The following is a 14739-nucleotide window of genomic DNA, read 5'->3' on the forward strand; positions in this document are numbered from 1 at the left end:
AGCAACCTCCATCAGGTATGCAAGATTTGCAAAACTTCAATGTTGCCCAAGATTCTACTCCACCAGATGCTGGCCAATAGAGGCCTTCGCTGAAATGCCATTGTGGACTGTGCAGCGCTGGCAATATGCGTGGTGCCTGCCGCAAGCAGGTTGCGGCAGGCACCAAAACGGTAGTCGTGTGCTGTGTGCGACCAGTGCACTCAGCGCAATCAGCGTGGTTGGTGCAATCAGATAGTCGCTTCAGGACCTAGCACGGTTGTTTCGGTTGGAATCACAGGGTCGCCGCGCATTAGGCTTTGGGCTGTAATCGGCAGTTCAGCCAACACGTCGGCATGATGGGCTTGTGCGTCCATGATGGCCTGGTGTCCGGTGTATTGCGTGTCAATCTGACCATGGTCCACAAAATCCACGAGCAGGTCATGCCAGTTTTCTGGTGCGCCAAACGCTTCGAGTTCCGTTTCGGATCCGGCCACCACATGCTCGCATTCAGCCAAGTTGTATTGGAACGAACGGTATGCCAGCTTGCGTCCGGGCACGGTGGCCTTGTTTGTTGACTTTTTGGCTACGGGTTCCATGACTCCCGATGCGCCTTCACGTTCGGTGAGCTTGTAGACCATGGCGCAAGTCGGGGCGCCTGATCCTGTCACGAGTTGCGTGCCCACACCATAGGAATCCACGGGAGCGGTTTGCAACGAGGCGAGCGCGTATTCGTCAAGATCGTTCGTCACGGTGATTTTTGTGCCAGTGGCGCCGAGCGCGTCAAGCTGGTTGCGCACGCGCTGCGCCAATGCGGCCAAATCGCCGGAATCGATGCGCACGCCGCCCAATTCGGGACCGCCCACGGCCACGGCTGTTTTCACGGCTTCCTCAATGTTGTAGGTGTCCACGAGCAGTGTCGTGTTCTTACCGAGCGCGTGGATTTGCGATTCGAACGCGTCACGTTCCGAATCATGCACGAGTGTGAAGCAGTGCGCTGCCGTGCCGATGGCTGGCAGATCATAGAGTTGTGCCGCCAGCAAGTTCGCTGTGCCTTTGAATCCGCCGATTATGGCGGCGCGGCTGGCGGCCACGGCCGACCATTCGTTGGTGCGCCGGCCTCCCATGTCCATGCAGGGACGACCCTTGGCCGCGCTCGTCATGCGCGAAGCGGCAGAAGCGACGGCTGAATCATAGTTGAATATCGACAAAATCAGCGTTTCGAGCAGCGTGCATTCGGCGAAGGTGCCTTCCACCTGCAGGATTGGTGAATTCGGGAAGAACGCTTCACCTTCACGGTATCCGCGGATTGATCCCGAGAAGGAATAGTGTTCAAGCCATTTGATGGTTTCGGGGCTCACGATATGCCGGTCGGCCAGGAACTGCAGATCGGCTTGGCTTGGCTGAAACTCGCTCAGCGCTTCCAACAGGCGGCCGGTTCCCGCGACCACGCCATAGCGGCGTCCTTCAGGCAGATGGCGTGTGAACACTTCGAACACGCAGCGACGGTTCGCTGTGCCGTCTTGCAAGGTAGCGTCGAGCATCGTGTACTCGTACATGTCCGTCATCATGGCCGGTGAGTAGTCCACCATTCCCGTCTCCTTCACGGTTCATTGCGACGCAACACGCGCTTGAAGCCGCGTCGCTGTTGCCACCACCTTAGTCCATGAGCGTCCAACGCAAGCGTTCAAGGCCATTTTGGCAGCCCCTATGCCGCTAGCGTCAGCGCGAGGGCTGCCGTTAACCCGTGGCGCTACCATCAATGCAGGCCATAATGAGCCACATAGCGCTCAGAGTGGCGCAACAACACAACCGGCTCAATCGCGGAAAGGCGATGCTTGCACCATGGTGGCAATCAAAGATTTGCTCAGTGAACACACAGTGGTACGCCCTGACGGACGTGCGGTGGACGAGATGCGTCCGATTCGCATCACCGACAGCTTCACCGACGTCCCCGAAGGTTCGGTGCTGATCGCTTGCGGCAACACGCGCGTGATGTGCACGGCCACGTTCACACAAGGGGTGCCGCGCTGGCGCAAGGATTCAGGCCAAGGTTGGGTCACGGCTGAATATTCGATGCTGCCGCGAGCCACGGCTGAACGCACGGACCGTGAATCCGTGCGCGGCAAGATTGGCGGTCGCACGCATGAAATCAGCCGACTGATCGGCCGTTGCTTGCGTGGCGTCGTGAACATGAAGGCGTTGGGGGAGAACCAGATCCAACTGGATTGCGATGTGCTGCAAGCTGATGGCGGCACGCGCACGGCATCGATCACGGGCGCTTATGTGGCGATGGTTGAAGCGTTGCGTTGGGCGGAGGAACGTCGTTTCATCCGTTCGGCAGACAAAGTCATCAAAGACAGTGTTTCCGCCGTGTCGGTCGGCGTGATCAACGGCACGCCGATGCTTGACCTGCCGTATATCGAAGATAGCCAAGCCATGACCGACATGAATGTGGCGATGACAGGGTCCGGTGAATTCATTGAGATTCAAGGCACAGCCGAACATCGTCCGTTCACGCGCGACGAACTCAATGTGCTGCTCGACCTTGCCACAAAGGGCAACAAGGAACTGCAAGCCGCCCAGCGTGCCGTGCTCAACGCACGCAGCTGAAGCCCTGCGTTCACTGCACCCGCCGAGCTCACTGCACTCACCTCGGTCCGCAGCTACCGCGACACCCGCGCCCCAACCGGCACATTCGGCAAAATGAAGTACTGAAAGGACTCCCCATGCGCATCATCGTCGCCACGCATAACGAAGGCAAACTGCAAGAAATCAACCGCATCCTGACGCAAGAACTGGCCAAGACCGGCAGCGCAGCCTCGTTTGAACTCGTGTCGGCTGGCAGCCTGGGCCTGCCCGACCCCAAAGAAGATGGCGTGTCGTTTGAACAAAACGCGTTGATCAAAGCGCGCGCGGTAGCCGCCCAAACCGGCAGCCCGGCCATCGCCGACGATTCAGGACTCATCGTTGACGTCATGGGTTCGGCTCCGGGCATCCTTTCCGCCCGTTGGGCCGGCAAACATGGCGATGACGTGGCCAACTATGAGCTGCTGCTCGCCCAGCTTGAAGACATTCCCGACCATAATCGTCAAGCGCGGTTCGTGTGCGCCGCCGCGCTCGCCGTGCCCGAAAGCAAGCCGCAAGATGACGGCAGCTTCGCCATCGCCGACGAAAAAACGGTGCTCGGCGAAATGAAAGGCATGCTGATTCGCGCTCCGCGAGGAGAGCACGGATTCGGTTATGACCCGATTTTCGTGCCCGACGACCAGCCCGCGCGTGATGAGGACAGTCTCAAGCATCTGGAACCGCTCACGTCAGCGCAAATGACGGCCACGCAGAAGAACGCCATTTCGCATCGCGGCAAAGCGTTGCGCACCCTGGCCACGGCAGTCGTGCCGCTCATCGCCTAATGCGCATGCGTTCGCCGCAAGACGAGCAGTGTACGGGTAAGCTCAAGTATCCAGAAGTATCTAATAGTCCCATTCTCAGTTAGTTCAGTCACATCCATCGGAAGAGGTCCCGTCCCGTCATGCGTTCTTTTGAATTTGCGTTGATTTCCGCCCACGAATACGACGAATTCGCCAAGCATGCGCCATATGCCAATTTCCAGCAAACATCCGCAATGGCGCGCGTGCGTGAAGACAACGGTTCACGCATCGCGTTCACAGCCGTCAAGGAAGAAGGCAAGATCGTGGCCGCCGCGCTGCTGGCCATTCAGGGTACCGCGTTGACGCGGTTCGCGTCCGTGACCGACGGCCCGCTGTGCGATTTTGACGATGTGGAACTCACACGCTTCTTCCTGTCCCAGCTTGCCGCCTACGCCAAAAAGCAAGGCGCAGTGCATTTCGACATGACGCCTGAACAGACGTACCAGGTGCTCAGCAGCCAAGGCCATGAGCTTGACGGCGATGATCCGGATGTGCCTCGCTCGCTCATGCATTTGGCCAAGCCCGACCGTTCAGCCATCGTGCATATCACCGATAACGGCTTTACGCACGAGGGCTTGAGCGTCGGCTACACGCCTGTGCCGCGCTGGCGTTACGTCAAGGACCTCACACCGTTCGCCGATGTGAAGTCGCTGTTGGCGTCGTATGCCAAGAACACGCGCCGCAACGTCAAGATTGCCGATAACAGTTGTGTTGAAGTTCGTCAACTCGGCGAGTCTGAACTCAACGTGTTCCATGACATTTGCGAGCTCAGTTCGGAGCGTCAGGGGTTCACGAACCGCTCGTTGACCTATGCGCAGCAGATCTTCGAATCGTTTGGTGATGATGCGCAGTTCATGATCGCCGAGATCCATCTGCAGAAATATATAAAAGTCTGGCAGAAAAAACTTGACGTTGCTTCCAAGCAGGTTGAGGAGCTGGAAGCTGAGCAGAGCAAGGTGGAAGCGAGTGGCGGCCAGTTGGGTGACAAGAAACTCAACAAGCTGCGCACGGCTCGGCAGAACGCGGAAGCGGCTGTCAACCGCATCGCCAAGGCCAAGCAGTACGTTCAGGAAGATGGCGACGTGGTGCCGGTGGCCGCCGCGCTGTTCATTGTGCAGCCGCGTGAGATGGTGTATTTAATGAGCGGAAGTAACGATAAATACGCCAAGTTTTATGCGCCGACGGCACTGCAGCACTACGCGATGAGCTGGTGCGTGGAGCACGGCATCGACCGCTACAATTTCTACGGAATTTCGGGCTATTTTGACGACCCGCAGGCCGAGGGCGCGGGCGTGCTCGAGTTCAAGCAGGGGTTCAACGGCTACGTTGAGGAGCTCATGGGCTCATTCTCGCTCGTACTGCGAGGCCTGACTTACCGCCTGCAGCGAGTCGCCCACAAAATCCTGGGCCGCTGACGTCCGCTCACGTCCGGTAACAGCCGTTAACAGCCTCCGATGGCCGGAATATGGACGAGATGAACGCAACGTGGACGGCTGCTGGCGGCCGCTGTTCCGTCCGCGGCTTTCGAATCAGTCGCCGCACGTTGGTGCAATGCCGCGCGTCAACTGCCGTACTCGTTGCGGATGCCCGCAGGTTACGTGTCTCATCCAAGCGTTTCGCATTCCGAGCTTCACCCCCCCCAAAAAAACGGTTCGCATGTCCCAGGCGGTTGCGTCTGGAACGTGGACGAGATGAACGAAATGTGGGCCGGTTGTAGGCGCGGTGTGGGGCGGCGTGAACGGAACGTGGACGGCGCCCAAGTTTTTGCAGTTTACGAACGACCGCTAGGTTAGGGAGCTATGCACGCGCTGATTCAACCCATCGCCCTGTTGCTCGTTATTGCCGCCGGGTACGTGTTTAAACGGCTCGGTCGGTTTGGCGAGCGCGATTATTCGATCATTTCCGTTGCGCTATTTGATCTGATTTTGCCGGGCGCGATTGTCTATTCGTTCGCCACGCATCCGCACGATTTGTCACTGTTGTGGCTGGCTGCCGTGGGGTTTGTGGTGGCGTTCATCCCGATCATGGTGATTTTTGTATCCACTCGGCACACTCCTGTCAAGCGGCGCACGTTTTTGATGCTCAACGCGGCCGGGCTGAACATCGGTTGCTTTTGTTTCCCCGTTGTGCAAGCGGTGCTGGGTGATGCGGCGTTTGTGCCGGCCGCCATGTTCGACATCGGCAATTCGATTATGGTTGCTGGCGGCACGAACATTCTCACGCAGCTGCTGCTGCACATCCAGCCCGACACCACGCTCGGCGAGCAGGTAGAAGCTCTCGAACGCGAGCGCGCCCACTCCCGCTCCCATTCAGCCGCCCCCGGCAGCTTCAATCCCGCTTCATCTTCCGATTCCATTCCGGTTACCGTTTCTGGACACTCCGCTTCCGACTCTGCTTCTACTTTCAATCCCGCTTCCAGTCCGGCTTGCGATGCCGAGTCCATTTCCGCATCCGCTTCTGGTACAGTTCCCGCTTCATCTTCCGATTCCATTCCGTCTACCGTTTCTGGACACTCCGCTTCCGATTCCGCGCCAACTTCTATTTCCACTCCCACTTCCAACGCAGCCCCAGTACCAGCCCCAACTACTGCCCCTACGCCCGCTTCGTCTTCCGCCTCAAACTTCGCCGACATTATGGCTGCCCCCACGCTGCCGTATGTCAAGCCGCAGGATGCGGACGCTCGCCGTTTGGCGCGTCGTGCTGTGGCGCGCACGGTGATCCGCGGTTTTGTCACGTCCGTGCCGTTCATGACGTACATCGTGATGATTGCGCTGATGATTATTGACTGGGACCTGCCCGGCTGGGTGGCGATGGTGACGCAACCGCTGGCCAACGCGAACGCGTTCTGCGCGATGCTGATGGTCGGCATGCTGATGGACGTACCAGAGTCGCGTTCTGATGTCAAGCAAGTGCTGCAGGTCATCGCTTGGCGCCTGCCGTTCAGTGTGCTGTTCGCGCTGGCTCTGTGGGTGTTCTTGCCGTTCGACGCGATGGTGCGTGAGGCCGTCGCGCTGTGTTGCCTGGCTCCGATTCCCGTGTTCTCGACGCTGTTCACCGACCGCGTGCTCGGCAGCGCTAAACTCGCCGGCTTCTCCCTCGCCGTTTCGGCCATCATCAGTTTGTTTTTGATGATTTCCGCCCACCACCTATTACCGCTGTTGCCCGCAGTCACCGTGTGGTGAATGATTGCTACGGCTTCAGTGATTGATTTTGACTTCCTCCCGGTGCTTTAGCACCGGGAGGAAGTCAAGTTGCTTGTCTCGCGGTTGCTGTCCCGCATTTTTAGACAGAAAAGCGGGGCGGCTCATGTAAGAAAACAATGGAAGTGCGCGAGATGGGACTCGAACCCACACGACAAAGTCACAGGAACCTAAATCCTGCGCGGCTACCAATTACGCCACTCGCGCGCATCCGCTAGCGTAGCCTGGAGCATGGCCGGGCATAAGCAGCTGATGAATGCCATGCGACGGAGCTGCGGAAGTAAACAAAAACCTCAAGACGAATCTTGAGGTTCTGCTGGAGCCATTTGACAGAATCGAACTGTCGACCTGCTCATTACGAGTGAGCCGCTCTACCGACTGAGCTAAAATGGCACATTGCTTGTCGCAACAAGACAAGAACTTTACTGTATGTGGACGCAAAAGTCCAGCGGACGGCCCGCACGGCGTGTCGCCTTAGCTGGCGGCGGTTGACGGGGCAGGCGGCGCCCGGTAATTCAGCGGTCCGCACCTGAACGAAACCGCAGTATTCCGCTACGATAGAGCGCATGAGTGTTTCGCAAGGATCCGACGATTTCTATGCCATCATCCCAGCCGGGGGAGTCGGCACGCGACTGTGGCCGCTGAGCCGGCAGGCGCGTCCGAAATTCCTCTACGACCTGCTCGGCCAAGGACGCACGCTCATCCAGTCCACATTCGACCGGCTTTCTGGACTCGCCGGCGTGGATCACGTCAGCATTTCAACAGGACAGCAGCACGTGGACGCCGTACGCGAGCAGCTGCCCGAACTGGATGCGGCCAATATTTTTGCCGAACCAAGCCCGCGCGACTCAACAGCGGCCATCGCGCTCGCCACAGCTGTGCTGGCCAAACGACACGGTGACCAGATTGTGGTCGGGTCGTTCGCAGCCGACCATGTGATCCGCGGACGCGCCGATTTCATTGATGCCGTGAGGCAAGCCGTTGCCACAGCGCGCGCCGGATACGTGACGACGATCGGCATCGCGGCCAGCCGCCCAAGCACAGCGTTCGGATACATCCATGAAGGGCCGAGCCTGGCTGCCGAAATTCCCGACGCGCCTGAAGCGCACCTCGTTGAACGATTCGTGGAAAAACCCGACGCTGCCACAGCCCAAGCGTATTTGTCAACCGGAGAATACCGCTGGAACGCAGGAATGTTCGTTATGCGAGCAGACGTGCTGCTCGCGCACCTGGCGGCCACGCGGCCCGCGCTCGCCGAGGCCATCGACCATATTGCCGACGCAATCATTGCCGATGATGAGGAGTTCGAGCGCGCTGTGGAGGCCGTGCGTGCGGCTCGGACGACTGGGACAACTCAGGCGGCGGGGATGACCCAGACGGCGCGTGCAACTCAGCCAGCGCCCGCAACGGACGCGCCCCAAGCCGTCTCGGCACAGCCCGGACCCCAGCCCGGAACCTGCCCCACATCCTTGGACGAGCTGGACGCAGGCGACTTCCATACGCATCGTGACGCAGCGATGTCCGAATGGTGGTATGGCATTGAAAAAATTGCGTTTGACTACTCTGTGGCCGAACCGCTGTCAGTGTCGGGCGGCGTGGCCATGATTCCCGGAGACTTCGGCTGGGACGATATCGGCGATTTCAACTCGGTCGCGGCGCTGCTGCCGAGCGTCAACGAACGCAACGTAAAAATCCTCGGCGACGCCGACCTCGTAGCGATGCTCGACTCGGCCGGCGACGTGGTGGCGCCGCAAGCCGGGCGGCTCGTCGCGCTGCTCGGCGTCAACGACATGGTCGTCGTCGATACGCCCGACGCGCTGCTCGTCGCGCCGCGCGCCCGCAGCCAGGAAGTCAAGAACATGGTCAAGCATCTCTCCGACGACGGCCACGAGGACGTGCTGTAACGCTGTCAGGCTGTCAGAGGGGCTCTCCTTTGGAGCTGGGGCGGTGAGGGGGCTGGAATAGAGGAGATAGCGGGGATGGCGGCGGCTCGCGGACGGCGGCAGGGCAGCTGTCAGCGGTCACTGCAAACCAGGCTCCGAAACGGGTTCCCGGCAGCCCTTAAACCGTCCCGATGCCACCCGCTTCAACGCACTTGCGGAAGGAAGCGCCCCGGAGCGGGTGGTAAAAGGTGTCGACTGTCGACAAGGGGGCAGCGCATATCTCAATCAGAAGCGCCCCAGAGCGGGTGGTAAAGCGGGTGGTAAAAGGAACGCAATTACGCACCTTGCAAATGTCCCACTGCGTGCCCAACTCTGTACGCTGCCAACCGCCCTACTATCCACCCTTGCCGCTCCCCCCAGCCGTTCCTTCCGCCGCCCCTACTGTCTGCTTTCGTGAGTATCTTGGAATGCTGAATGCAAACGTATGCTGCGGCAGCAGCGGGTGCAACGCGTGAGTTTACGGAAGTGGTGACGGCACTGGGTGCGCTGTGTGCGCACAGCACAGGGCCCGAGCCGAAACCCAACCCGGAATCGAATCCGGAACCCAACCTCGCGTTTACCCCCGTTAAACGGTCGATATGAACGTCCAACACGCCCCGCAGCGACCGATTTGATTCAGAGATGATGAAAGGATACCGATCCATGGCTATCAATCCACCCGTTGACGCCACCCTGACCCCGGCTTGGGCCAAGCTCCAGAAGCACTATGACGAGCTGCAGGCCGAGGGAATCGACCTCAAGAAGTGGTTCGCGGACGACGAGAACCGCGTCAAGGACCTCACGTTCGACGCTGGCACGCTGCACTTCGACCTGTCCAAGAACCTGATCAAGCCTGAGACGCTGGCTCTGTTCGCCGAGCTCGCCAACGATGTGAAGCTCGCCGAGCGCACGAAGGCCATGTACACGGGCGAACACATCAACAACACCGAGGACCGCGCCGTGCTGCACACCGCTCTGCGCCGCCCGGATTCGGACAAAGGCACAATCATGGTTGACGGCCAGGACGCTGTCGCCGACGTGCGCGCCACGCTCGAGCGCATCTACGCGTTCGCTAACAAGGTCCGCTCCGGTGAGTGGAAGGGTGTTACCGGCAAGGAAATCGAGACCGTTGTCAACATCGGTATCGGCGGCTCCGACCTGGGTCCCGCCATGGCTTACGAAGCGCTCAAGCCGTACGCTGACGCCGGCATCAAGGCCCGCTTCGTCTCCAACATCGACCCCAACGACATCGCCGAGAAGACGCGCGACCTCGATCCCGAGACCACGCTGTTCGTCGTCGTGTCCAAGACGTTCACCACTCTTGAGACGCTGACGAACGCTCGCGAAGCCCGCACCTGGCTGCTTGAGGAGCTCAAGGCTCGCCAGGCCATCGACGATACGCAGGTCAAGGCTGCTGAAGCTGTGTCCAAGCACTTCATCGCCGTGTCGACGAACCTCGAGAAGGTCGCCGAGTTCGGCATCGACCCGCAGAACGCGTTCGGCTTCTGGAACTGGGTTGGCGGCCGTTATTCCGTGGATTCCGCCGTTGGCACCACGCTCGCCATCGTGTTCGGACCGGCTCGTTTCGAGGAGTTCCTCGCCGGCTTCCATGAGATTGACGAGTACTTCGAGAAGACCCCGTTCGAGAAGAACGTCGTCGTGCTGCTCGGCATGCTCAACGTGTGGTACCGCAACTTCTTCAACGTGGCTTCCCACGCTGTGCTGCCGTACAACCAGTACCTGTGCCGCTTCCCGGCCTACCTGCAGCAGCTCACGATGGAATCCAACGGCAAGTCCGTGCGTTGGGACGGCACGCCCGTCACCACGCAGACCGGTGAGATTTTCTGGGGCGAGCCCGGCACGAACGGCCAGCACGCGTTCTACCAGCTGATCCACCAGGGCACGCAGCTGATTCCGGCCGACTTCATTGCGTTCGCCAACACGCCGAACCCGCTCAAGGACGGCGATCAGGACGTGCAGGAGCTGTTCCTGGGCAACTATCTTGCTCAGACCAAGGCTCTCGCGTTCGGCAAGACCGCTGAGGAAGTGCGCGCTGAGGGCACTCCGGAAGACATCGTTCCGGCCCGTGTGTTCGAAGGCAACCGCCCGACCACTTCGATCTTCGGCGTGCGTCTCGATCCGTTCGCGCTCGGCGAGCTCATCGCCCTGTACGAGCAGATCACGTTCGTTGAGGGCACCGTCTGGGGCCTCGACTCCTACGATCAGTGGGGCGTCGAGCTCGGCAAGCAGCTGGCCAAGGAGATCACTCCGGCCCTGTCCCAGTCCGACGAGGCTCTGCTCGCCCAGGACCCGTCCACGATCGAGCTCATTAATTACTACCGCAAGGTCCGCGAGTTCTGATTTTACTGACCTGCCGTAAGTTGGCGAATTCCGGTCCGACAAGCTTACGGCTCCACGGTTAGTGAGTCCCGCTTACTCATTACGGCCGTAAGGTGGCGAGTTCTATCTCATCACCTTACGGCCGTAAAATTTGTGGGTTCCGGTTCATCAACTTACTGCCGTAAGACGTGTGGATACTGATCCCCTGACCGCGCTGGTCAGGGGATATGCGGTTTTTGAGCGGAAAGTGCGGTTTTGCTGACCAGCTTGGTCAGGAGAGATGCGCTTTGGAAGCGGAAAGTGCAGTTTTTCTGACCACATTGGTCAGGGGAGATGCGGTTTTGGGTGGGAAAGTGCAGTTTTTCTGACCACGCTGGTCAGGGGAAACGCGGTTTGGGAGCGGAAAATGCAGTTTTGCTGACCAGGCTGGTCAGGAAAGACGCAGTTTGGGTGCAGAAAGTGCGGTTTTTGCTGACCACATTGGTCAGGGGAGACGCGTGGTTTGGGTTGGGAAGAGCGGTTTTGCTGACCACTCTGGTAAGAGGAGACACAGTTTGGGCGCGGAAAGTGCAGTTTTGCTGACCAGGCTGGTCAGGGGAAACGCGGTTTGGGCGCGGAAAATGCAGTTTTGCTGACCAGGCTGGTAAGGAAAGACGCAGTTTGGGTGCAGAAAGTGCGGTTTTGCTGACCAGTCTGGTAAGGGAAGACGCAGTTTAGGTAGGAAGTGCATCTGTTCTGACCACACTGGTCAGGGGAGAGGCGGTTTGGGTGCGCTTGGACGGTGGAGGAGTTTAGGGGTGTGGGGAAGGGACCTGATGGGTGCGGTGGTTTTTGAGACTGGGAGTGTCCGAATTTTGAGGGAACTATTTTTTTGGGGTGGGAATGAAACGTAGAATACAAGGGCGCAAGTGTAGGGCTTGCAGATCGGGGAGAGAGAATTAGAGAAGGGGCGCTCATGTCTTTTTGTAAGCAATGTGGTTCACTATTGCAATCGGGTTCGCAGTTTTGTACGCAGTGTGGCGCACAGCAGTCGGGTCCGGTAGACGCCACCACTGTTGCGTCGCCGTCTGCGTCACCAGCTGCTCAAGCTCCGGCTCCAGCGCCGGGTTCTGCGGCGGTCCCGCCTCCTGATTCGGCAGCGGTTCCGGCTCCGGCACCAGCTGCTCCATCTGCGCCAGCTCCTGCTCCCGCTTCTGGAGTCCCTGCGCCGCCGACCGCATCCGATGCGTTTGCGGCGCCAGCTCCGTCCTCGGCATCGGGTGCGCCGGTTCCTGCACCTATGCCGGCGCCGACACCAGATATGTCCGTTGCGGCTGCTGCATCTGCTGACTTTTCTTCACCGGCCGGTTCATCCGCGTCCGGATCGCCTACTTCAGCCGCGTCTCGTAACAAGTTTTGGATTATTTTTGTGGCAGCGGCGGTGGCTATTGTGCTACTGATGGCTGGTGGAGGCGTATTCTTCGCTTACAAGTCCGAGAAGATTGGTGGCCGCACGGTTCCGGTTGTGGCGCAGATGCGCGGTGATGGTGAGGCGCACTTGACGGCCGATGTGGTGACGAAACGGCTGAAGGATCAGGGATTCACTGCCGTGACGAAGACCCAGGAGTTCTCGAAGGAATCACAGGGTGATTTCTTGCGTTACGAGGGCGTGGAGGAAGGAACGCGCGTGGACACATCCACGCCGATTACCGTTGTTGAGTCGCTCGGTCCCGGCGTGCCTAAGGGCACGGTTGGCAAGAGCGAGGCTGACGCAATCACGGCCGTGAAAGATATGGGCGTGCCGTTGTCTCGCGCTGAGGTCGTGGTGTCTTCAAAGACTGATGTGAAGCCAGGTGATGTGGCGATGACTGCGCCGGCTGATGGCACGGCTCTGGCGAAGGACGATGCGGATCGCGGCATTGTACTTGGCGTCGCGGCCAAGGGCAACGGTGTGGGTGTCGATCTGGTCGGTGAAGACAAGGATACGGTGCGCAAAGCTCTTGAGGCCGACGGGTTCACCGTGACGATGAAGCCGCGTTTTTCGAGCCAACAGTATGTGGGCAAGATGGTCACTTCCGAGCCGCAGCCTGGTGTGGTGTCCAACTCGAACAACGTGACCGTCTACTACGGTGTGGATGCCAGCGATACCCAAGAACTGTTCACTGATACCAGCGTGTATGAGGAATATGGGGGCGTGATGAAATTCCCTGACTCCATGCTCGCTGGCAAGTACTGCAAGGCCGACAACTCCGATTGTTTCACGTTAGAGATTGTGCAGCCGAGTTCCCGCGAATATCTCCAAGAGTATTTGACCGCATCCAACTCCACGATTCCCGACGATTCGCGCATCGCAACGAATCTCAATATGTTGGAGGTGGCTCCTGGCCTGCAGGAGCAGCCGGCGGCTCCTGGTAAAACTTCCAGTTCCGGCAATCGACTCATAGATGGCAGCAGTGGCGCGTTTGAGCTGTATCCCTATGGCTCAATTTCCAGCGCTTATTGCAACGGCCAATATCGCTTGATGAATGGAGGCATGGGCGCGACTTGCACTGCTAGCGGTTGGAAAGATCCGGACGGTTCAAGCAGTAGCAGCTCCTGGGGTGAGGATCGTGTTACCTACCGCATGAACTCCTACTACCTCTATTACCCCGTTGGCACCGATCTAGACGTCGTGGAACAGACAGGCCTGTTCGACGACGACGCGCTCAATCAGGCTAAATCTGAGGAGCCCGTCGACACAACGCGTCCGTTCATCGTGATGCGCGACCCCAATCTCTACGACGCGAGCGAGATCAAGTACAAAGACGCTCCTGCCAGTGAATACACGGATCATGCCGATCCGTTCGCACCAACCCTGCTCAATAAAAACGGCAAGCTGGCGAAAGGCAAGACCGCATTCAAGCCGGCTCCTTCAAACAGTTCCGTCTACTATCTCGACGAATCCTCACTTGCCGTCGACTGGACAGCCAACGCCAAACCAATCGATTCTGAAAATACATCCGTCTCGAACGATTCGAACGATTCCAGTAATTCGAGTGATTCAGAAGATAAAGATACAGGGAATAAAGGCACGTCAGACTCTTCGCGTCAATCTTCCGCAGTCCACCCGACACGCTCTTCAACGCATAAAACTATCCGGCCTTGGAAAGAGGTACGGCAAGAGTTGATTGACGGTAATTTCACGCAGGCGGAAGGCAAATATTACCAAAAGAGCGGCGCTTGCGTAACCGTTGACGCAAAGGGTGCGGTAACAACATCTCAGGGTCGCACAGTGCAGATGCATTACACGACCAATAATGAAGACGCAGATATGCCATATTACAATCTTTTGCAAGACGAAAGCACGGTCTGTAATAAGGAAGCGGCGCTTGCGAACGGACTTACGCTGAAAGATATTGAAGGTTATCGATTGCGTCGTAAAATCCCCGCCTCTTAGCGGGGCGCGGGCGGGGGATGTAAGGCGCACGGCCATATTTTACATTCTTTCATGCTATAATGTAAGGCATGGGTGCCGATGGTATGGTCCGGCGGGCCTACAAGTACCGCTTCTATTCGACGCCCGGGCAGGAGAACCTGCTGCGGCGTACCATCGGGTGTTGCCGTCTGGTCTACAACAAGGCCTTGGCGGCACGTACCGAGGCGTGGACTGCGCGTCGGGAAAGTGTCTCGTACAACCAGACCAGCACCATGCTTACCGGATGGAAGAAGACCGAAGAGCTGGCCTTCCTCAGGGAAGTGTCTTCAGTTGCGCTTCAGCAGTCGTTGCGCCACTTGCAAGCGGCGTTCTCCAATTTCTTCGACGGTACTGCGGATTATCCGAGGTTCAAGAAGAAGTCCCGTGGCGGAGCCGCCACGTTCGTTCGTAGCGCGTTCACATGGGACGGCCGCACT

General features: G+C 58.8%; 10 protein-coding genes and 2 tRNA genes. 8 read left to right on the top strand and 4 right to left on the bottom strand.

Annotated elements, in window-relative coordinates:
* Positions 1–227: 227 nt before the first annotated feature.
* A complete protein-coding gene (locus tag BGLCM_RS06650) occupies positions 228–1568 on the bottom strand; it encodes a nicotinate phosphoribosyltransferase (RefSeq protein ID WP_006294904.1) in 1341 nt (446 codons plus the stop codon).
* Positions 1569–1821: 253 nt separating this feature from the next.
* Between BGLCM_RS06650 and rph the strand changes: the two genes are divergently transcribed.
* The 4 genes from rph to BGLCM_RS08465 all read left to right on the top strand — a co-directional run bounded on the left by rph (position 1822) and on the right by BGLCM_RS08465 (position 6589).
* Positions 1822–2589 carry a ribonuclease PH gene (gene rph / locus BGLCM_RS06655; protein WP_006294903.1) on the top strand — a complete coding sequence of 256 codons (768 nt, stop codon included), beginning with the start codon at positions 1822–1824 and terminating at the stop codon, positions 2587–2589.
* Between the two features lie 116 nt (positions 2590–2705).
* The gene (locus BGLCM_RS06660) at positions 2706–3389 is read left to right on the top strand and encodes a non-canonical purine NTP pyrophosphatase (RefSeq protein WP_006294902.1); all 684 of its coding nucleotides are present in this window, start codon (positions 2706–2708) and stop codon (positions 3387–3389) included.
* Positions 3390–3508: 119 nt separating this feature from the next.
* Entirely contained in the window at positions 3509–4822 is a 1314-nt protein-coding gene (locus BGLCM_RS06665; protein ID WP_006294901.1) for an aminoacyltransferase, read from the top strand.
* 384 nt (positions 4823–5206) lie between these two features.
* Complete coding sequence (locus tag BGLCM_RS08465; RefSeq protein ID WP_148401550.1) at positions 5207–6589, top strand: AEC family transporter; 1383 nt, start codon at positions 5207–5209, stop codon at positions 6587–6589.
* 144 nt (positions 6590–6733) lie between these two features.
* On the opposite strand, the gene BGLCM_RS06680 is transcribed toward BGLCM_RS08465, so the two are convergent.
* Positions 6734–6814, bottom strand: a tRNA-Leu gene (locus BGLCM_RS06680).
* Between the two features lie 110 nt (positions 6815–6924).
* Positions 6925–7000: transfer RNA gene (locus tag BGLCM_RS06685), tRNA-Thr, on the bottom strand.
* A 173-nt stretch (positions 7001–7173) separates the two neighbouring features.
* On the opposite strand from BGLCM_RS06685, the gene BGLCM_RS06690 reads away from it, so the two are divergent.
* Positions 7174–8511 (top strand): mannose-1-phosphate guanylyltransferase, encoded by a 1338-nt coding sequence (locus BGLCM_RS06690; RefSeq protein ID WP_006294897.1) that lies wholly within the window; start codon positions 7174–7176, stop codon positions 8509–8511.
* Between the two features lie 681 nt (positions 8512–9192).
* Positions 9193–10890 carry a glucose-6-phosphate isomerase gene (gene pgi / locus BGLCM_RS06695; RefSeq protein ID WP_044085189.1) on the top strand — a complete coding sequence of 566 codons (1698 nt, stop codon included), beginning with the start codon at positions 9193–9195 and terminating at the stop codon, positions 10888–10890.
* A gap of 932 nt (positions 10891–11822) precedes the next feature.
* Here the strand turns inward: pgi and BGLCM_RS08520 are convergent.
* A complete protein-coding gene (locus BGLCM_RS08520; protein ID WP_006294893.1) occupies positions 11823–12125 on the bottom strand; it encodes a hypothetical protein in 303 nt (100 codons plus the stop codon).
* A 182-nt stretch (positions 12126–12307) separates the two neighbouring features.
* Between BGLCM_RS08520 and BGLCM_RS06705 the strand changes: the two genes are divergently transcribed.
* Together BGLCM_RS06705 and BGLCM_RS06710 are read left to right on the top strand one after the other, a co-directional pair.
* Positions 12308–14284 carry a PASTA domain-containing protein gene (locus tag BGLCM_RS06705; RefSeq protein ID WP_044085190.1) on the top strand — a complete coding sequence of 659 codons (1977 nt, stop codon included), beginning with the start codon at positions 12308–12310 and terminating at the stop codon, positions 14282–14284.
* A gap of 68 nt (positions 14285–14352) precedes the next feature.
* The coding region (locus BGLCM_RS06710) for an RNA-guided endonuclease InsQ/TnpB family protein (protein ID WP_044085191.1) at positions 14353–14739 on the top strand (387 nt) is incomplete at its 3' end.

This window comes from Bifidobacterium gallicum DSM 20093 = LMG 11596 (assembly GCF_000741205.1).
Classification (GTDB): Bacteria; Actinomycetota; Actinomycetes; order Actinomycetales; family Bifidobacteriaceae; genus Bifidobacterium; species Bifidobacterium gallicum.

Bases quoted from the DNA above. Each gene is read 5' to 3' on its own strand.
- BGLCM_RS06650 (WP_006294904.1), bottom strand. From the start codon at position 1,568: ATGGTGGACTACTCACCGGCCATGATGACGGACATGTACGAGTACACG.
- rph (WP_006294903.1), top strand. From the start codon at position 1,822: ATGGTGGCAATCAAAGATTTGCTCAGTGAACACACAGTGGTACGCCCT.
- BGLCM_RS06660 (WP_006294902.1), top strand. From the start codon at position 2,706: ATGCGCATCATCGTCGCCACGCATAACGAAGGCAAACTGCAAGAAATC.
- BGLCM_RS06665 (WP_006294901.1), top strand. From the start codon at position 3,509: ATGCGTTCTTTTGAATTTGCGTTGATTTCCGCCCACGAATACGACGAA.
- BGLCM_RS08465 (WP_148401550.1), top strand. From the start codon at position 5,207: ATGCACGCGCTGATTCAACCCATCGCCCTGTTGCTCGTTATTGCCGCC.
- BGLCM_RS06690 (WP_006294897.1), top strand. From the start codon at position 7,174: ATGAGTGTTTCGCAAGGATCCGACGATTTCTATGCCATCATCCCAGCC.
- pgi (WP_044085189.1), top strand. From the start codon at position 9,193: ATGGCTATCAATCCACCCGTTGACGCCACCCTGACCCCGGCTTGGGCC.
- BGLCM_RS08520 (WP_006294893.1), bottom strand. From the start codon at position 12,125: ATGCCGAGGACGGAGCTGGCGCCGCAAACGCATCGGATGCGGTCGGCG.
- BGLCM_RS06705 (WP_044085190.1), top strand. From the start codon at position 12,308: ATGGCTGGTGGAGGCGTATTCTTCGCTTACAAGTCCGAGAAGATTGGT.